Below are 18031 nucleotides of genomic sequence, written 5' to 3'. Positions count from 1 at the left end.
CCCTACGTTACGACGGACGACTGACGGTCACTCCCCGGAGGTGCCCTTGCGCTCCGCGACCAGGGCCGCGGCCTCCTCGCGCAGATCGCGGCGCAGCTCCTTGGGCAGCGAGAAGGTGATGGACTCCTCGGCCGCCTTCACCAGCTCGACGTCGCCGTAACCGCGCTCGGCGAGGAACTCCAGGACCTCTTCGACCAGCACCTCGGGCACGGACGCGCCGGACGTGACGCCGACCGTGGTCACGCCCTCCAGCCAGGCCTCGTCGATCTCGCTCGCGAAGTCGACGAGGTAGGCCTCGCGGGAGCCCGCCAGCTTGGCGACCTCCACCAGGCGCTTGGAGTTGGAGGAGTTGCGGGAGCCGACCACGATGACCAGCTCGGCCTCGGCGCCCATCTGCTTCACCGCGAGCTGACGGTTCTGCGTGGCGTAGCAGATGTCGTCGCTGGGCGGGGAGATGAGCTGCGGGAACTTCTCCTTGAGCGCGTCGACGGTCTCCATCGTCTCGTCGACGGACAGGGTCGTCTGGGACAGCCAGACCACCTTCGACTCGTCGCGGACCTCGACCTTGGCGACGTCGGCGGGGCCGTCGACGAGCTGGATGTGGTCGGGGGCCTCGCCGGACGTGCCGATGACCTCTTCGTGACCCTCGTGTCCGATCAGGAGGATGTCGTAGTCCTCGCCCGCGAAGCGGACGGCTTCCTTGTGGACCTTGGTGACCAGGGGGCAGGTGGCGTCGATGGTGGCGAGCTTGCCGCGCGCGGCCTCCTCGTGGACGGCGGGGGCGACGCCGTGCGCCGAGAACATGACGATGTTCCCGGGCGGCACCTCCTCCGTGCGCTCGACGAAGATGGCGCCCTTCCTCTCCAGGGTCTGCACGACGTACTTGTTGTGGACGATCTCGTGCCGGACGTACACCGGAGCGCCGTACTGCTCCAGGGCTTTCTCGACGGCGATCACGGCGCGGTCCACGCCCGCGCAGTAGCCCCGGGGGGCGGCGAGCAGGACACGGCGGCCAGGCGAAGCAGTCATGCGTCCCATCGTAAGGCCGCGCTCGAGCGGTCCTTGAGCGTGCCTGCGGCGAGACTGGCCGGGAAGTGTGAAGGACGGGGAAGGCGCGACGACTGGCGACCGGCGGAGGCATCGATGTCCGAGACCGACACGGCGAACCGAGCGCCCGACACGGGCCACGACCTGCGACGCAGTCTTGGCTTCCGGGATCTGGTGGTCTACGGGCTGCTCTTCATCGCCCCCATGGCGCCCGTCGGCGTGTTCGGCACGCTGGACGCCAAGTCGCACGGCGCGGTCGCGCTCGTCTATGTCGTGGCCACGGTGGCGATGGCGTTCACCGCTTTCAGCTACGCGCAGATGGTGCGGGTGGTCCCCCGCGCGGGCTCGGTGTACGCCTACGCGCGCGTGGCGCTCGGCAAGGACGCGGGGTTCGTCGCCGGGTGGATGGCGATGCTGGACTACCTCCTCATCCCGGCGGTGGCCTATCTGTTCTCCGGGATCGCGATGAACGCGCTGGTCCCGGAGGTGTCGCGGTGGGTGTGGACGGCCCTCGCGGTCGTCGTCACGACCCTGCTGAATCTGTGGGGCGTACGGGCGGCGGCCCGGGTCGGGTTCCTGGTGCTGGCGATGGAGATCGTGGTCCTGCTGGTGTTCGTGGTCTCCGCGGTCGTGGTCCTCGCGCGTGACGGCGCGGAACGCGGCTGGCTGTCGCCGCTGTCGGGGGACGGCACGCAGGGGGCGTTCGCGCTGACGGCGGTGATCGGGGCGGTGTCGGTGGCGGTCCTCTCCTATCTGGGCTTCGACGCGATCGCGTCCTTCGCCGAGGAGGTCACCGGCGGCTCGGAGAAGGTGGCGCGGGCCGTGCTGTTCTGCCTGGCCTTGGCGGGTGTGCTGTTCGTGGCGCAGACGTATCTGGTGGCGCTCCTGGAGCCGGTCACGTCCGCCGAGCTGGCCGCCGACCCGGGCAAGCAGGGCTCCGCCTTCTACGACGCCGTCGACGTGTCGGTCGGCACCTGGCTGCACGACCTGGTGGCCGTCAGCAAGGCCATCGGCGCGGCGTTCGCGGCGCTGGCGGGACAGGCCGCGGCGGGGCGGCTGCTGTTCGCGATGGGCCGGGACCGGCGTCTGCCGAAGGCCCTGGCCAAGACGGACTCGGGCGTGCCACGGGTGGCGCTGCTGGTCGCGGCCGTGATCACGCTGGTCGCGGCCGTGTGGGCGGCCCGGCGGGACGACGGCATGGACCATCTCGTGTCGGTGGTCGACATCGGCGCGCTGACGGCGTTCACGCTGCTGCACGCGAGCGTGGTCAGCTGGTTCGCGGTACGGCGGGCCGGGGGCCCGGTGAGCTGGTGGCGGCATGTGGCGATGCCGGTGGCGGGCGCGGCGATCACGATCGCGGTGATCGTGGAGGCGTCGGAGGCGGCGCAGGTGGTGGGGGCGGTGTGGTTCGTGGTGGGGGTGGCGGTGCTGGTCGGGCAGCGGGGGCGGGTGGGTGTCGACGGGTGAGGCCCTCACGCTGCCCTGGGGACCTTCCTCAGGCCTGGTGAGGACCCCTGCGGCGACGCCGTGCCCATACGGTCCGCTTTCCGGCCTCGGCGCGCCGCATCGATGTCGGTGCCTGCGGTTACGCTCACCGGCATGGCTGTGAACACGTCCGCGGAATCCCCCATCCCCGTCGGTGAGGTGTCGCGGCTCATCGGGGGCTGGATCGACCGGCTCGGGGCCGTGTGGGTGGAGGGCCAGATCACCCAGCTCTCCCGCCGCCCCGGCGCCGGCGTCGTCTTCCTGACGCTGCGCGACCCCTCGTACGACATCTCGGTGAGCGTCACCTGCTACCGGCAGGTGTTCGACGCGGTCGCCGACGTGGTGAGCGAGGGCGCGCGGGTCGTCGTGCTGGCGAAGCCGGAGTGGTACGCGCCGCGGGGGCAGCTGTCGCTGCGGGCCGCCGAGATAAGGCCCGTGGGCGTCGGTGAACTGCTCGCGCGTCTTGAGCAGTTGAAGAAGGCGCTGGCCGCGGAGGGGCTGTTCGCGGCCGAGCGGAAGAAGCCGCTGCCGTTCCTGCCGCAGCTCATCGGCCTGGTGTGCGGGCGGGCGTCGGCCGCCGAGCGGGACGTGCTGGAGAACGCGCGGCACCGCTGGCCCGCCGTCCGCTTCGAGGTGCGCAACGTGCCGGTGCAGGGTGTGCACGCGGTGCCGCAGGTCGTGCAGGCGGTCAAGGAGCTGGACGAGATCGACGCGGTGGACGTGATCATCGTCGCGCGGGGCGGCGGCAGCGTCGAGGATCTGCTGCCGTTCTCCGACGAGCAGCTCGTCAGGACCGTCGCCGACTGCCGCACCCCGGTCGTCTCCGCGATCGGGCACGAGCCGGACACCCCGCTCCTCGACTACGTCGCCGACCTGCGCGCCTCCACGCCCACCGACGCCGCCAAGAAGGTCGTACCGGACGTGGGCGAGGAGTTCGAGCGGGTGCGGATGCTGCGGGACCGCGCGCGGCGGTGTGTGGAGGGGTTCATCGAGCGGGAGGAGCGCGGGCTGGCGCACGCGCTGGCCCGGCCGGCGATAGAGGACCCGCACCGCATGATCGACGAGCGCGCCGACCAGGTGGCCTCCCTGGTCGACCGGACCCGGCGCTGTCTCGGGCACCACCTCGACCGTGCCGAGTCCGAGCTGACGCACACGCACGCGCGCGTGGTCGCCCTGTCGCCCGCGGCGACCCTGAAGCGCGGGTACGCGGTCCTGCAGAAGGCCGACGGCCATGTCGTGCGCGACCCGGAGGAGGTCACCGGCGACGAGGTGCTGCGGGCGCGGGTGTCCGAGGGTGAGTTCAGTGTCCGAGTCGACTCTTAGGGTGGGCGCATGACCAGCAGCAAGGTGGATGAGGCGCTCGGCTACGAGCAGGCGCGCGACGAGCTGATCGACGTCGTACGACGGCTGGAGGCGGGCGGTACGACGCTGGAGGAGTCCCTCGCGCTCTGGGAGCGGGGCGAGGAGCTGGCCAAGGTGTGCCGGCGCTGGCTGGAGGGGGCGCGAGCGCGGCTGGACGCGGCGCTGGCGGAGGAAGAGGAGGCCGAGGACCAGGAAGCCGGCGAGTAGTCGACAGACCGTTCACTGTGAAGCGGATCACTAGGCCCCGCTTTTGGTTGAACCTTGAAATTTACTGGCGTACGGTCATGCCTGTCAGCCGAAACGGACCGCGGTCCGGTAACGGACCCAGGCTACAGCCGAGGAAGCCCCCGTATGTCTCTCGTTCTTGACCCCGCCGCCCAGGACCTGCTGTTCCGCGAGGCCCACACCGCGAACGCCTTCACCGACGAGCCGGTGACGGACGAGCAGGTCCAGGCGATCTACGACCTGGTCAAGTTCGGCCCGACCGCCTTCAACCAGACCCCGCTGCGCATCACCCTGGTCCGCTCCGCCGAGGCCCGCGAGCGCCTGGTGCAGCACATGGCCGAGGGCAACCAGCCCAAGACGGCCACCGCCCCGCTGGTCGCGATCCTCTCCGCGGACAACGAGTTCCACGAGGAGCTGCCGACCCTGTTCCCGGCCTTCCCGCAGGCCAAGGACCTCTTCTTCAGCGAGCGCCCGGCCCGTGAGTCCGCCGCCCGCATGAACGCCGCCCTCCAGGCCGCGTACTTCATCGTCGGCGTCCGCGCCGCCGGTCTCGCCGCCGGCCCGATGACCGGCTTCGACCACGAGGGCGTCCGCAAGGAGTTCCTCGACGGCGACCACACCCCGCTGATGGTCGTCAACATCGGCAAGCCGGGCGAGAACGCCGCGTACCCGCGCTCGCCGCGCCTCGCCTACGACGACGTCGTCACGACGGTCTGACCCACCCGCGCATGAGGAAGGCCCCCGGCATGTGATGCCGGGGGCCTTCCTCATGCGCGTCCGGTCACTTGTCCTTGAGCGCCTTCGCCAGCTGCGCCAGCTGGTCGTAGCCGCCGGTGCCGGCCAGGACGGTCGTCGCGTCGTCACCCTCGTGCACGAGCGCGTCGTAGCGGCCGCCGTCGTAGCGGGTCCAGGTGCGGCCGCCGATCTCCGCGGTGGTCTTCGTCTCCTCGCCGCCCTGGCTGGCGGTGTCGATGAACTCGTCCGGCTTCTTCGTCGCCGACTGCTCGATCTGGGCGTACTCACCGCCCGGAGTGGAGAAGCCCAGGTGCCAGGACTCGTCGTCGGCGCCGTCGTACCGGACGGAGGTCGCCTTCCAGTCCGCGGACAGACCCTCCGGCGCGAGCACCGGGTACGAGGCCGCGCGACGCGCCGTGAGCAGCTCGACGCGGTAGTCGACCCGCTTCACCTCGGGATCGGAGTCGTCGTGCGGGATGAACAGGTAGATGACCCCTGCCATGAGACCGATCAGGCCCAGGGAGAGCACCATGTCCCGGACCGTCTTCTGCTTGCCGCTTCTGCCGTTCGAACCTGCCACGCCCCCTATCGTCGCAGGTGCCCGGCCCGCTCATCCGTGGGGTCCCCTGCTCATTTTGTCGGACTGACGATAGAGTCGAGGATCGAACCCTCATCCGGCCGTCGTCGTATCAGAAAGGTGCGCCTCGATGACCGAGCATCATCATCTGCCGTCCGAGCTCGAAGTCCCCAGTGAAGCCCCCGACCGCAACCTCGCCCTGGAACTCGTCCGGGTGACCGAAGCCGCCGCCATGGCCGCGGGCCGCTGGGTCGGGCGCGGCGACAAGAACGGCGCCGACGGCGTCGCGGTGCGCGCCATGCGGACCCTCGTCTCCACCGTGTCGATGAACGGCGTGGTCGTCATCGGTGAGGGCGAGAAGGACGAGGCGCCGATGCTCTTCAACGGCGAGCGGGTCGGTGACGGCACCGGTCCCGAGTGCGACATCGCCGTCGACCCGATCGACGGTACGACGCTGGCGGCCAAGGGCATGCCGAACGCGATCTCCGTGCTGGCCGCGGCCGACCGGGGGTCGATGTTCGACCCGTCCGCCGTGTTCTACATGGACAAGCTCGTCACCGGTCCCGAGGCCGCCGACTTCGTCGACATCAACGCGCCGGTGTCCGTGAACATCCGGCGGGTCGCCAAGGCGAAGCGGTCCACGCCGGAGGACGTGACGGTGGTCATCCTCGACCGGCCGCGGCACGAGGGGATCATCAAGGAGATCCGCGAGGCCGGCGCGCGGATCAAGCTGATCTCCGACGGTGACGTGGCGGGCTCCATCTACGCGCTCCGCGAGGGCACCGGCGTCGACATGCTGCTGGGCATCGGCGGCACGCCCGAGGGGATCATCTCGGCCTGCGCGGTGAAGTGCCTCGGGGGCACGATCCAGGGCAAGTTGTGGCCGAAGGACGACGAGGAGCGGGCCCGGGCGGTCGACGCCGGGCACGATCTCGACCGGGTGCTGATGACCGACGACCTGGTCGCCGGGGACAACGTGTTCTTCGTCGCCACCGGGATCACGGACGGGGAGTTGCTGCGGGGTGTGCGGTACCGGTCGGAGACCGCCACGACCGACTCGATCGTGATGCGGTCGAAGTCGGGGACGGTGCGCAGGATCGACTCGGAGCACCGGTTGAGCAAGCTGCGGGCTTACAGCGCGATCGACTTTGACCGGGCGAAGTAGGCAGACACACCAAGGGCCTTGCGGGCCCCGGTGATCACAAAGGGCGCCCCCGGTGCGGTGGGGGCGCCCCTTGTCGTTGCTGTCTAGCCGGCCTGCGCTATGCGGTCCGCCGTCCTGGCCGCCTTCTTCAGTTCCATCTCGCGACGGCGGCGCCGGGCCAGGACCACTCGGCGTTCCGCGGCGGTCAGGCCGCCCCAGACGCCGTAGGGCTCGGGTTGCAGGAGGGCGTGCTCGCGGCACTCGACCATGACGGGACAGCGGGCGCAGACCCGCTTCGCGGCCTCTTCGCGGGAAAGCCGCGCCGCGGTGGGTTCTTTGGAGGGGGCGAAGAACAGGCCGGCCTCGTCGCGGCGGCACACCGCCTCGGTGTGCCATGGTGCGTCTTGGTCCCTGTCTCGCACTGGCACCCGCTGAGCCGGAACAACAGCTACCTGCAGGGACGAATGCGGCGGTTGCAGCACGGTCTACTCCTGACGACGGCTTCGCGAGCGAGAGACGATGCAGCAAGGCCTACCCGTTGTACGCGTGCCTATGCACTGAGTTCCGAACCGCTGGATTCCGGGTGGTGCCGCGCGGGACCCCGAGTGGGCTGTGAGCGGACTGTGGGTGGACCAACTCCCCTCGGGCGGCCCCGGATTCACAACCGTCAACGGTCCAGGTGTTTGCGCAAACTCCTGTCGACCTTGTGCTGGACGCGATCGAGAATGTCCGCGACGAGCCTGCCGCGCCGGGGCCTGCCCTCGATGTTCCCGAGGACGGCCCAGCCGTCCACGTAGACCACCGGGGCCTCGGGGTCGGCCGCGTCCAGCGTGTGCACCTCGAAGTTGCCGAGGACGCCGCCGCCGGTGCCGCGCAGCGACACGTTCTCCGGGACGCGGACCTCGATGCTGCCGAAGACCGAGATCGCCTTGACCACGACCTGCTGGTACTCGAAGAGGGCCTCGCTGAGGTCGATCTCGACGCTGCCGAAGATCGCGTACGCGTGGATACGGCGGCCCGCGCGCCAACGGCCCTTGCGGACGGCGGTGCTGAACACCGCCACCACGTTCTCGTCGGGGTCGACCGGGACGGCGCCCGCGGTCGGGCGGTTCGGGGCCACGGTGTACGTCGTCGCCGTCTCCCGGTGGGCGTGCGCGGCCGGCAGGTCCTGGATGAAGGCGTCCAGCTCGCCCACGGTCTTGGCGGCCAGCACACCCTCGACCCGCTCGGCGTGCTCGTCGGCGGTGAGGCGGCCCTCGGCGAGCGCCTCGCGCAGGATGTCCGCGACGCGGTCGCGGTCGGCGTCGGAGGCGCGCAGGTCGGCGGGGCGCGTGGCGGTGGCGGCGGACGGGGTCGGCTGCTGCAGGTCCTGCTTCTGAAGGTCCACGGCAGCAGCGTACCCAAACGCGATAGATCGCGACTAGGCCTGTGGGAAACCGGGCGCCTGTGGAAAACCGGGTGCCCGGCGAACTGAGCCTTACCTCACAAGCTTCCCGCCTCGGACAGGTTCTAGGCTGGTGAGGCCTGCCAACGGAGGCCGGCCGCCGTCGTCGAGTGAGGAATGGGCTGAGATGCCTGAGTTCGCGTACACCGATCTGCTCCCCATGGGAGAGGACACCACCCCCTACCGGCTGGTGACCTCCGAGGGTGTCTCCACCTTCGAGGCCGACGGGCGCACGTTCCTCAAGGTCGAGCCGGAGGCGCTGCGCAAGCTCGCCGAAGAGGCCATCCACGATATCCAGCACTATCTGCGCCCGGCCCACCTGGCCCAGCTGCGCCGGATCATCGACGACCCCGAGGCGTCGAGCAACGACAAGTTCGTGGCCCTCGACCTGCTGAAGAACGCGAACATCGCGGCGGCGGGCGTCCTGCCGATGTGCCAGGACACCGGTACGGCGATCGTGATGGGCAAGCGCGGCCAGAACGTCCTCACCGAGGGCGGTGACGAGGCGGCCCTGTCGAAGGGCATCTACGACGCCTACCTGAACCTGAACCTGCGCTACTCGCAGATGGCCCCGCTGACCATGTGGGACGAGAAGAACACGGGCTCGAACCTCCCGGCCCAGATCGAGCTGTACGCCACCGACGGCGGCGCCTACAAGTTCCTGTTCATGGCGAAGGGCGGCGGCAGCGCCAACAAGTCCTTCCTCTACCAGGAGACCAAGGCCGTCCTGAACGAGGCCTCCATGATGAAGTTCCTGGAGGAGAAGATCCGTTCGCTGGGTACGGCCGCCTGCCCGCCGTACCACCTGGCGATCGTGGTCGGCGGTACCAGCGCCGAGTACGCCCTGAAGACGGCGAAGTACGCCTCCGCGCACTACCTGGACGAGATCCCGGCCGAGGGCTCGGAGCTCGGACACGGCTTCCGGGACAAGGAGCTGGAGGAGAAGGTCTTCGAGCTGACGCAGAAGATCGGGATCGGAGCGCAGTTCGGCGGCAAGTACTTCTGCCACGACGTACGGGTGGTGCGCCTCCCCCGCCACGGCGCGTCCTGTCCGGTCGCCATCGCCGTCTCCTGCTCCGCCGACCGCCAGGCGGTCGCGAAGATCACGGCCGAGGGTGTCTTCCTGGAGCAGCTGGAGACGGACCCGGCGCGGTTCCTGCCGGAGACGACGGACGAGCACCTCGACGAGGCCGGCGACGTCGTCAAGATCGACCTGAACCAGCCGATGGAGTCGATCCTCGCCGAGCTGACGAAGTACCCGGTCAAGACCCGCCTGTCCCTCTCCGGCCCGCTCGTCGTCGCCCGTGACATCGCGCACGCCAAGATCAAGGAGCGGCTCGACGCGGGTGAGGAGATGCCGCAGTACCTGAAGGACCACCCGGTGTACTACGCGGGCCCGGCGAAGACGCCCGAGGGGTACGCCTCCGGTTCCTTCGGTCCGACGACGGCCGGCCGTATGGACTCCTACGTCGAGCAGTTCCAGGCGGCGGGCGGCTCGAAGGTCATGCTGGCCAAGGGCAACCGGTCCGCCCAGGTCACCAAGGCCTGCGACACCCACGGCGGCTTCTACCTCGGCTCCATCGGCGGCCCCGCCGCGCGCCTCGCCCAGGACTGCATCAAGAAGGTCGAGGTCGTCGAGTACGAGGAGCTCGGCATGGAGGCGGTCTGGAAGATCGAGGTCGAGGACTTCCCGGCGTTCATCGTGGTCGACGACAAGGGCAACGACTTCTTCCAGGACCCGGCGCCCGCACCGACGTTCACGACGATTCCGGTGCGGGGGCCTGGGCTGGCGTAGCACGCCGGGTCCACCCGGGGGTTTGTCGCCCCCGGGCGGCCCAACCCCGGAACAACCGCCCGCTCCCCCACGCTGTACCCGGCATGAGCGAATACCGCATCGAGCACGACTCCATGGGCGAGGTCCGCGTTCCCGTCGACGCCAAGTGGCGGGCGCAGACGCAGCGGGCCGTCGAGAACTTTCCCATCTCCGGGCAGCGGATCGAGCGGGCGCACATCGAGGCGCTCGCGCGGATCAAGGGGGCCGCCGCCAAGGTCAACGGGCGGCTGGGAGTGCTCGACAAGGACGTCGCCGAGGCGATCCAGGAGGCGGCCGAGGAGGTCGCCCGCGGGGACTGGGACGAGCATTTCCCCATCGATGTGTTCCAGACCGGGTCCGGCACCTCGTCCAACATGAACACCAACGAGGTCATCGCCACCCTCGCCACCGAGCGGCTGGGCCGGGACGTGCATCCCAACGACCACGTCAACGCCTCGCAGTCGTCCAACGACGTCTTCCCGTCCTCCATCCACATCGCCGCCACCGCCGCCGTCACCCGTGATCTCATCCCGGCCCTGGAGCATCTCGCCGGCTCCCTCGGGCGCAAGGCGGACGAGTTCGCCGACGTCGTGAAGTCCGGGCGGACCCACCTCATGGACGCCACGCCGGTGACCCTGGGGCAGGAGTTCGGCGGGTACGCCGCCCAGGTGCGGTACGGCGTGGAGCGGCTCTACGCGTCCCTTCCCCGGCTCGCCGAGCTGCCGCTGGGCGGGACCGCCGTCGGGACCGGCATCAACACGCCGCCCGGCTTCTCCGCCGCCGTCATCGAGGAGGTCGCCCAGGTCACCGGGCTGCCGCTGACCGAGGCCCGCGACCACTTCGAGGCGCAGGGCGCGCGGGACGGGATCGTCGAGACCAGCGGGCAGCTGCGGACCATCGCGGTCGGGCTGACGAAGATCGCCAATGATCTGCGGTGGATGGCCTCGGGGCCGCGGACCGGGCTCGCCGAGATCTCGCTCCCCGACCTTCAGCCGGGGTCCTCGATCATGCCGGGAAAGGTCAACCCCGTCATCCCGGAGGCCGTGCTCATGGTCTCCGCCCAGGTCGTAGGCAACGACGCCACCGTGGCCACGGCAGGCGCCGCCGGGAACTTCGAGCTCAACGTGATGCTGCCGGTCATCGCGAAGAACGTGCTCGAATCCATCAGGCTGCTCGCCAACGTCTCCCGGCTGCTCGCCGACCGGACCGTCGACGGGATCGTCGCGCACCGCGAACGCGCGCGTGAGTACGCCGAGTCGTCACCCTCCGTCGTCACCCCGCTCAACAAGTACATCGGGTACGAGGAGGCCGCCAAGGTCGCCAAGAAGGCGCTCGCGGAACGCAAGACCATTCGCCAAGTCGTCCTGGAGGGCGGGTACGTGGAACGCGGGAATCTCACCCTCGAACAGCTCGACGAGGCGCTGGATGTCCTGCGGATGACGCATCCGTAACAAGAAATGCCGCACCGGAGAACCGTGACGCGTGCCGCAGCGTCGTATGGCCATGGCACCTAATATCTGTGCATGGCAGAGGGTGGAGCGGTGAGAGCGGCGGAAGCGGGTACGGCGGCGTCCTTCTGGGAGCCCGGGAGTCAGATCCTGTGGCGCTACCGGGAGAACGGCGGCGAGCGCTTCCACATCGCACGCCCTGTGACCGTCGTACGGGACGACCCCGAGCTGCTCGCCGTGTGGATGGCGCCGGGGACCGAGTGCGTGAAGCCGGTGCTCGCCGACGGCACGCCCGTGCACGCGGAGCCGCTGGAGACGCGGTACACCAAGCCCCGTGCCGTCCAGCGCGACCGCTGGTTCGGCACGGGCGTGCTGAAGCTGGCGCGGCCCGGCGAGCCCTGGTCGGTGTGGCTGTTCTGGGAGCCGGGCTGGCAGTTCAAGAACTGGTATGTGAATCTTGAGACGCCGCTGACCCGTTGGGACGGCGGGGTGGACTCCGAGGACCACTTCCTGGACATCTCCGTGCACCCGGACCGCAGTTGGCACTGGCGTGACGAGGACGAGTTCGCGCAGGCCCAGCGGGACGGCCTGATGGACGCCGGACAGGCCGAACAGGTGCTGGCGGCGGGCCGGTCCGCGGTGGAGGTGATCCGCGCCTGGGGCCGGCCGTACGCCGACGGCTGGCAGCACTGGCGCCCGGATCCGTCGTGGGCCGTACCGTTGCTCCCGGATGACTGGGACCGTACGCCCGCGCACGTGTCCTCATGAGACCCTTGATGCGCCCCCGGGCAACAAACGTAGGATCGTCCTCCGCAAGAGCGCGCGGCGGCAACTACCGGAGCGCGCACTGAGCTTGACCATTCGTCACCGAGGGGCGGCAGGACGTGATCGAGGGGTACGACGGCAACACGGACGCGGTCGGACGGTCCGGCCGTGGCACAGGAACTGCCTCTGACCACGCGGGAATTCCGTTCCTGGGGCAGGTAATCCGGGTATCGGCATTTCTGCGGGACGAACTGCACGCGCGGCGCGCAGCCCCCAACGGACGGAATCGACACGCGTGACGGAGCAGCCCACCTCCTTCGAGCGCCCCCAGACGGGCGCCGACCCCGCGGACCCCCGCGGGGCGCTCCTGCGTGCCTCCACGCCCCCGTACAACGCCTTACCGGTACAAGCCCGCGCCGGTGAGACGCCCGCTCCCGGATCCGACATGACCACACCGCCGCCCGGCAGCGACCCCGAGCACTCCCAGCCCACGGTCGCCGCCGAGCCCGACACCCATCGACCGAGGCCCGTGTCCGAGCTGCCCGACGTGATCCCGGCCCAGACCGGGGGCGACTCCGCGTCCAGTGAGCGGCGTACCGGACAGGGCCAGCCGCCCGGCCGTCCGACGCCGATGCGACGGGACGGGGACCGGCTGCGCTTCGTGGGCGCGGCGACCCGGCGGATCGCCCGCGGCATCGACCTCGACGAGATCGTGATGGGGCTGTGCCGGGCGACCGTGCCGACGTTCTCCGACGCGATCCTGGTCTATCTGCGCGACCCGCTGCCGGTCGGCGACGAGCGGCCCACCGGCCCGCTGGTGCTGCGGCTGCGCCGCACGGACCGCATCCCGGAGGAGCGGGACACCGAGGGCGGTTTCGTCTCGCCCGCGCTCCAGCCGGAGCCGACGGAGCTGACCGAGCTGTCGGCCGTCACCGCCGAGCTGTGCGAGGTGCGGACGGGCGGTGCGCTCGCCGAGGTGCTGCGGGGCGTCCGCCCGGTCTTCACGGACTCTCCCGCGGCCCGCGCCGCACTGCCCGAACTGCTCGGCGAGGGCGGCGAGTTGATCGTGCCCGCCGGTCAGCGGGCGATCCTCGCCCCGCTGCGCGGCCGGCGCCGGGTGATCGGCGCCGCGCTGTTCCTGCGCCGCCCGGACCGCATCGCGTTCGAGCCGGACGACCTCCTGGTCGCCGCCCAGCTCGCCACGCACAGCGCGCTGGGCATCGACAAGGCGGTGCTGTACGGCCGTGAGGCCTACATCGCCGACGAACTCCAGCGCACGATGCTGCCGGAGACCCTCCCGCGCCCCACCGGCGTCCGGCTGGCCTCGCGCTATCTGCCGGCCGCCGAGACCGCGCGCGTGGGCGGCGACTGGTACGACGCCATCCCGCTGCCGGGCAGCCGCGTCGCGCTGGTCGTCGGTGACGTGATGGGTCACTCCATGACCTCGGCCGCGATCATGGGCCAGCTGCGCACCACCGCCCAGACGCTGGCCGGGCTCGATCTGCCCCCGCAGGAGGTGCTCCACCACCTCGACGAGCAGGCGCAGCGGCTCGGCACGGACCGGATGGCGACCTGCCTGTACGCCGTCTACGACCCGGTCTCGCACCGGATCACCATCGCCAACGCCGGGCATCCGCCGCCGGTCCTGCTCCACCTCGGTGGCCGGGCCGAGGTGCTGCGGGTGCCTCCGGGCGCCCCGATCGGTGTCGGCGGCGTCGACTTCGAGGCCGTGGAGCTGGACGCCCCGGCCGGAGCGACCCTGCTCCTGTACACGGACGGGCTCGTCGAGTCCCGGCTGCGGGACGTGTGGACCGGTATAGAGCAGTTGCGGGAGAAGCTCGCCGCGACCGCTCAGCTGACCGGCCCCGACCATCCGCCGCCGCTGGAGGCCCTCTGCGACGAGGTGCTCGACATGCTCGGCCCCGGCGACCGGGACGACGACATCGCGCTGCTCGCCGCCCGCTTCGACGGGATCGCGCCCAGCGACGTGGCGTACTGGTTCCTGGAGCCGGAGGACGCGGCACCCGGCCGCGCCCGGCGACTGGCCCGGCGGGCCTTGTCGCGCTGGGGCCTGGAGGAGATGAGCGACTCGGTGGAGCTGCTGGTCAGCGAGGTCGTCACCAACGCGGTGCGCTACACCTCACGACCGGTGACGCTGCGGCTGCTGCGGACCGATGTGCTGCGCTGCGAAGTGGGCGACGACGTGCCCCAGTTGCCCCGGCTGCGCCAGGCGCGGGCCACGGACGAGGGCGGCCGCGGCCTGTACCTCGTCAACCGGCTGGCGCGCCGGTGGGGGGCGACCCGGCTGAGCACCGGGAAGGTCGTCTGGTTCGAGCTGAACCGGGGCGGCTAGGCCGCCCAGTGCCTCGCAGGCGGAGAAGGGCGTCCGGTGGAGACCGGGCGCCCTTCTCCGCGTGGGTCACGAGGTGCCGCGGTCCACGTCACGGGCACGCTTCGGCCACGTACAGACGCACGTCCGCCGACCGGTCGAACTCCGTGCCCGCCGCGGGTCTCTGTGTGCACACCCGCCATTTCGCCAGCGGTTCGGGAGCGGTGACCTGCGTCTCGGGATCGTCCGCCTTGAACACCTTTACCCGATCCGGGCGATAACCGGCCACGAGTGCGTCCACCAGGGATGTGTCGACCCGATGTCCGGTGAGGTCGGGAAACTCCGGAGCCGCCGCTTTCGCCCCCAGTTTCTCCGGGCATTTCTCTGCTTTGGGTACCGCATAAAGGTCCACGGCCTGAAGTTTGGGAACCTCTTTCCGGAAGCAGGCAATATATTCGTCAACCTGACCATGGTAGACATATCGCCCCAGGGCCGTCGCGTCCTTGAGGGCGAAACCCTTACCGGCATCGGCCACATCTTTCATCGCGGTGAGCAGCTTCTCCCTGGAAGGCTCCTGACGGACCTCTTGAGCTGCGCTTTCCTCAGCACCGCCGACCGGGTCGCCTTTGTCATTCTGTCCACAACCGGATATCGACGCCGAAAACGCTACGGCCAGCACGACGAGAACCGCTCCCCGCAATATCTTCATGCCGGCCACAATTACACGGAATACTTCCCTCCGCAATCATTCGCCGGTTATCGTCCGAACGGTTATCCGAACACAAGAGGGGGAACACTTATGAAATCACTTGCGCGTATTGCGGTCGTCGGTGCCATGGCGGCGGCGATCGCGACCACCACTGTCACCGCGGCCGTCGCCGAGGACGCGACCGTCTACAGCATCGGCAACCGAGGCGCCAAGGTGGACTGGGTGGCGTACGGCGACGACATGTACATCACCGACGAAGTAGCCGACGGGCACTCGGCGGTCGGCACGTACCAGTGGGGCGAAACCCAGTACTTCTACTGGAACAGCAACGGCAAGGGGACCACGCGCTATGTGAATCTCAACCTCACGGAACACGCCTACTTCGCTTTCGGCGCCATCCTGGGTGATTGGCAGGGCACCCCCACCGGCGGTCTCCTCTGGAACACCCTCAACACCAAGGACGTCTGGACCACCTGAGACCGCAAGGCGCCGACCGTGTTCATCGACGGCTGGGCGCATGCGAAGGAGCGCCCGACTCCGTCGGGCGCTCCTTCTTGTTACTGCAAGCCCCCCGGGTCCACCGGATCCGAGTCGTCCACCGGCGGCTTCGTCGTCGGCGTCTGGGTGGGTGTCTGGGTCGGCGTCTGGGTGGGGGTCTGGGTCGGCGTCTGCGTCGGGGCCTGAGTCGTCGGGGCCTCGGTGGTCGGTTCCTGGGTCGTCGGCTCCTCCGTCGGCGTCTGCGTCGCCGTCTGGCTGGGCGTCTGCGTCGGGGTGTACGACGGCTCGACCGCCGCGCCCTGATCGGTGTCCAGGTCGAACTCCGCGGACGTGGACGTCACGCCGAACATGTACGCCGCCCAGATCTTGGCCGGGAAGCCACCGCCGTTGACGCGGTCGAAGCCGCCGGCGCCGTACATCTTGGCCTGTCCCGGCTTGGCGTGGTTCTCACCGAACAGGCCGACCGAGGTGACCAGGTCGGGGGTGTAGCCGGTGAACCAGGCCGACTTGTTGTCGTCGGACGTACCCGTCTTGCCCGCGACCTCCTGGCCGTCGCGCAGCGGGTTGTCGCGGACGGACGTCTTGGCCGTACCGTCGTCGACCACGCCGGTCAGCACCGAGGTCACCGTGTCCGCGGTCTCGCGGCTGATGACCTGCTCGCCGATCGGGTCCGGCATCTTGACCTCGCTGCCGTTGCGCTCGGCCGACTTGATGATGGTCGGGGTGACCTTCTTGCCGTGGTTGTCGAGGGTGGCGTAGACGCTGGCCATCTGGATCGGGCTCGCACCCATGGTGCCGAGGGTGTAGGCGGGCAGCGCCTTCAGGTCGCCGGTGTCCATGCCGAGCTTGTCGGCGGTGTCCAGGACCTTCTTCATGCCGACGTCGACGCCCAGCTGCGCGAAGACGGAGTTGATGGACTTGTTCATCGCCGTCTGGACGGTGACGGGGCCGTAGTCGGTGTCGTCCTCGTTCTCCGGGGCGAAGGCGATGTCGCTGCCCTTGACGGGCCGCTTGCTCGTGCCGTCGTAGACCGTGTCCGCGCCGATCTCCTTGCCGTCCTGGGTCTTGGCGCCCGCCTCCAGGGCGGCGGCCAGGATGACCGGCTTGAACGTCGACGCGGGCTGGTAGTCCTCGCGGTTGGCGTTGTTGTAGTCGTGCTTGATGTAGTCCGCGCCGCCGTAGAGCGCGACGATCTTCCCCGTCTTGGGGTCGACGGAGACGGCGCCGGCCTGGATGTTCTTGTCGACCTCGCGCTTCTTCGGGTCGAGATTGTCGGTCAGCTGGGTCTTGACCGCCTTCTCCAGCTGGGCCTGCTTCTTCTTGTCGATGTTCAGGGTGATGGTCCAGCCACCCTTGTCGTACTGCGCCTGCGCCTCGTCCTCGGTGAGACCGTCCTGCTTCATCAGCTGGGCGACGAGCTGCTGCTTGGCGAGCTTGACGAAGTAGCCCTTCTGCCCCTTGAGCCCGGCTTCGGCCCGCTGCTTCTTCGGGTACGGGAACTGCATCTTCGCGCGCTCGCCGGCGTTGAGCCAGCCCTCCTCGACCATGTTGTCGAGGACGTAGTTCCAGCGCGCCTTGACCAGCCTCTTGCCGGTGTCCGAGGCGACCGCCCAGTCGTACTGGCTCGGCGCCTGGAGCAGCGCGGCGAGATACGCGCCCTGCTCGACGCTGAGCTTGTCGGCGTCGACGCGGTAGTAGGCCTGGGCGGCGGCCTGGATGCCGCTGGCGCCGCGGCCGTAGTAGCTGGTGTTGATGTAGCCCTCGAGGATCTCGTCCTTGGACTTCTGGCGGTCCACCTTGAGCGAGATCACCAGCTCCCTGAGCTTGCGGGTGATCGTCTGGTCCGGGGTCAGGTAGTAGTTCTTGACGTACTGCTGGGTGATCGTCGAACCACCCTGCTTGCCCTTGCCGGACAGCGTGTTGAGCAGACCGCGGGCGGTGCCCTTCAGGTCGACGCCGGAGTCCTGGTAGAAGGTCTTGTTCTCGGCGGCGACGAACGTGAGCTGCACCTTCTTGGAGATCTTGGCGAGCTCCACGTTCTCGCGGTTCACCTTGCCGTCGCGGACCAGGACGTCACCGTTGCTGTACTTGATGGTGTTGCTCTGGAGCTTGGCGTCGGCGTTCCCCTCGGGGACCTCCACCATCATGTACAGCACGATGAAGGCGCCGATGCCGAGCAGGCAGAAGCCGAGGAACGTGCCCAGGATCTTCTTCCAGGTGAACAGCCTGCGTATGAGGCTCTTCTCGGCGCCGACGCTGCCGCTTGCGGCCGCCCGCGACGAACGGCGCTTGGGCGCGGCACGGCGACCGCCGCGCTGCCGCGCTCGTCTTTCTTCCGCTCGTCCCATGGGTCCGTTCCGCTCCGCTTCGTTCATGTGTGCACGTCTGTCACACAGGTTTCGCCGCTCAGGTCAGCTCAGAAAACTAACACCGGGAGATACGACAAAGGG

Annotated in this window: 16 protein-coding genes; 10 read left to right on the top strand and 6 right to left on the bottom strand. The window is 69.6% G+C overall.

Going from position 1 to position 18031, the window contains the following annotated elements; genetic code table 11:
- Nucleotides 1–27 precede the first annotated feature (27 nt).
- Complete coding sequence (locus CRP56_RS27895) at nt 28–1029, bottom strand: 4-hydroxy-3-methylbut-2-enyl diphosphate reductase (RefSeq protein WP_097268533.1); 1002 nt, start codon at nt 1027–1029, stop codon at nt 28–30.
- Nucleotides 1030–1143: 114 nt separating this feature from the next.
- Between CRP56_RS27895 and CRP56_RS27890 the strand changes: the two genes are divergently transcribed.
- The 4 genes from CRP56_RS27890 (at nt 1144) to CRP56_RS27875 (ending at nt 4836) form a co-directional block, all read left to right on the top strand.
- Nucleotides 1144–2514, top strand: a complete 1371-nt coding sequence (locus tag CRP56_RS27890) for an APC family permease (RefSeq protein ID WP_097268530.1) — start codon at nt 1144–1146, stop codon at nt 2512–2514.
- 132 nt (nt 2515–2646) lie between these two features.
- Nucleotides 2647–3855, top strand: a complete 1209-nt coding sequence (xseA, locus tag CRP56_RS27885) for an exodeoxyribonuclease VII large subunit (RefSeq protein ID WP_097268528.1) — start codon at nt 2647–2649, stop codon at nt 3853–3855.
- 9 nt (nt 3856–3864) lie between these two features.
- On the top strand, nt 3865–4101 hold the full coding sequence (locus tag CRP56_RS27880) for an exodeoxyribonuclease VII small subunit (RefSeq protein ID WP_059192564.1): 237 nt from the start codon (nt 3865–3867) through the stop codon (nt 4099–4101).
- 144 nt (nt 4102–4245) lie between these two features.
- Nucleotides 4246–4836: a malonic semialdehyde reductase gene (locus CRP56_RS27875; protein WP_097268526.1), complete on the top strand. Its 591-nt coding sequence runs from the start codon at nt 4246–4248 to the stop codon at nt 4834–4836.
- 64 nt (nt 4837–4900) lie between these two features.
- Here CRP56_RS27875 and CRP56_RS27870 read toward each other — a convergent pair whose 3' ends face one another.
- Complete coding sequence (locus CRP56_RS27870) at nt 4901–5434, bottom strand: DUF4245 domain-containing protein (protein ID WP_097268524.1); 534 nt, start codon at nt 5432–5434, stop codon at nt 4901–4903.
- A gap of 127 nt (nt 5435–5561) precedes the next feature.
- On the opposite strand from CRP56_RS27870, the gene glpX reads away from it, so the two are divergent.
- Entirely contained in the window at nt 5562–6596 is a 1035-nt protein-coding gene (glpX, locus tag CRP56_RS27865; protein ID WP_097268521.1) for a class II fructose-bisphosphatase, read from the top strand.
- Between the two features lie 83 nt (nt 6597–6679).
- Here glpX and CRP56_RS27860 read toward each other — a convergent pair whose 3' ends face one another.
- Together CRP56_RS27860 and CRP56_RS27855 are read right to left on the bottom strand one after the other, a co-directional pair.
- On the bottom strand, nt 6680–7057 hold the full coding sequence (locus tag CRP56_RS27860) for a WhiB family transcriptional regulator (protein ID WP_097268519.1): 378 nt from the start codon (nt 7055–7057) through the stop codon (nt 6680–6682).
- A 185-nt stretch (nt 7058–7242) separates the two neighbouring features.
- Complete coding sequence (locus tag CRP56_RS27855) at nt 7243–7962, bottom strand: DUF1707 SHOCT-like domain-containing protein (RefSeq protein ID WP_097268517.1); 720 nt, start codon at nt 7960–7962, stop codon at nt 7243–7245.
- A gap of 184 nt (nt 7963–8146) precedes the next feature.
- On the opposite strand from CRP56_RS27855, the gene CRP56_RS27850 reads away from it, so the two are divergent.
- From CRP56_RS27850 to CRP56_RS27835, 4 genes are all read left to right on the top strand, one after another.
- Complete coding sequence (locus CRP56_RS27850) at nt 8147–9814, top strand: fumarate hydratase (RefSeq protein ID WP_097268515.1); 1668 nt, start codon at nt 8147–8149, stop codon at nt 9812–9814.
- 83 nt (nt 9815–9897) lie between these two features.
- Nucleotides 9898–11283: a class II fumarate hydratase gene (locus CRP56_RS27845; RefSeq protein ID WP_097268513.1), complete on the top strand. Its 1386-nt coding sequence runs from the start codon at nt 9898–9900 to the stop codon at nt 11281–11283.
- 72 nt (nt 11284–11355) lie between these two features.
- Nucleotides 11356–12048 carry a cytidylyl-2-hydroxypropylphosphonate hydrolase gene (gene fomD / locus CRP56_RS27840; RefSeq protein WP_097268509.1) on the top strand — a complete coding sequence of 231 codons (693 nt, stop codon included), beginning with the start codon at nt 11356–11358 and terminating at the stop codon, nt 12046–12048.
- A 292-nt stretch (nt 12049–12340) separates the two neighbouring features.
- Complete coding sequence (locus CRP56_RS27835) at nt 12341–14398, top strand: SpoIIE family protein phosphatase (protein ID WP_097268507.1); 2058 nt, start codon at nt 12341–12343, stop codon at nt 14396–14398.
- A gap of 88 nt (nt 14399–14486) precedes the next feature.
- Here the strand turns inward: CRP56_RS27835 and CRP56_RS47215 are convergent, their stop codons facing one another.
- On the bottom strand, nt 14487–15092 hold the full coding sequence (locus CRP56_RS47215; RefSeq protein WP_143664949.1) for a hypothetical protein: 606 nt from the start codon (nt 15090–15092) through the stop codon (nt 14487–14489).
- A gap of 81 nt (nt 15093–15173) precedes the next feature.
- Here CRP56_RS47215 and CRP56_RS27830 point away from each other — a divergent pair, with 81 nt between their 5' ends.
- Nucleotides 15174–15560: a hypothetical protein gene (locus CRP56_RS27830; RefSeq protein ID WP_143664948.1), complete on the top strand. Its 387-nt coding sequence runs from the start codon at nt 15174–15176 to the stop codon at nt 15558–15560.
- An 80-nt stretch (nt 15561–15640) separates the two neighbouring features.
- On the opposite strand, the gene CRP56_RS27825 is transcribed toward CRP56_RS27830, so the two are convergent.
- Complete coding sequence (locus CRP56_RS27825) at nt 15641–17929, bottom strand: transglycosylase domain-containing protein (protein WP_097268504.1); 2289 nt, start codon at nt 17927–17929, stop codon at nt 15641–15643.
- Nucleotides 17930–18031: the final 102 nt, after the last annotated feature.

This window comes from Streptomyces sp. TLI_55, from assembly GCF_900206255.1.
Lineage (GTDB): Bacteria > Actinomycetota > Actinomycetes > Streptomycetales > Streptomycetaceae > Streptomyces > Streptomyces aquilus.
This window is presented reverse-complemented; position numbering and strand designations above follow the sequence as displayed.

What these genes read in the sequence shown, in the direction of transcription:
- CRP56_RS27895 (WP_097268533.1), bottom strand. Translation starts at nt 1,029, where the DNA reads ATGACTGCTTCGCCTGGCCGCCGTGTCCTGCTCGCCGCCCCCCGGGGC.
- CRP56_RS27890 (WP_097268530.1), top strand. Translation starts at nt 1,144, where the DNA reads ATGTCCGAGACCGACACGGCGAACCGAGCGCCCGACACGGGCCACGAC.
- xseA (WP_097268528.1), top strand. Translation starts at nt 2,647, where the DNA reads ATGGCTGTGAACACGTCCGCGGAATCCCCCATCCCCGTCGGTGAGGTG.
- CRP56_RS27880 (WP_059192564.1), top strand. Translation starts at nt 3,865, where the DNA reads ATGACCAGCAGCAAGGTGGATGAGGCGCTCGGCTACGAGCAGGCGCGC.
- CRP56_RS27875 (WP_097268526.1), top strand. Translation starts at nt 4,246, where the DNA reads ATGTCTCTCGTTCTTGACCCCGCCGCCCAGGACCTGCTGTTCCGCGAG.
- glpX (WP_097268521.1), top strand. Translation starts at nt 5,562, where the DNA reads ATGACCGAGCATCATCATCTGCCGTCCGAGCTCGAAGTCCCCAGTGAA.
- CRP56_RS27850 (WP_097268515.1), top strand. Translation starts at nt 8,147, where the DNA reads ATGCCTGAGTTCGCGTACACCGATCTGCTCCCCATGGGAGAGGACACC.
- CRP56_RS27845 (WP_097268513.1), top strand. Translation starts at nt 9,898, where the DNA reads ATGAGCGAATACCGCATCGAGCACGACTCCATGGGCGAGGTCCGCGTT.
- fomD (WP_097268509.1), top strand. Translation starts at nt 11,356, where the DNA reads ATGGCAGAGGGTGGAGCGGTGAGAGCGGCGGAAGCGGGTACGGCGGCG.
- CRP56_RS27830 (WP_143664948.1), top strand. Translation starts at nt 15,174, where the DNA reads ATGAAATCACTTGCGCGTATTGCGGTCGTCGGTGCCATGGCGGCGGCG.
- CRP56_RS27825 (WP_097268504.1), bottom strand. Translation starts at nt 17,929, where the DNA reads ATGGGACGAGCGGAAGAAAGACGAGCGCGGCAGCGCGGCGGTCGCCGT.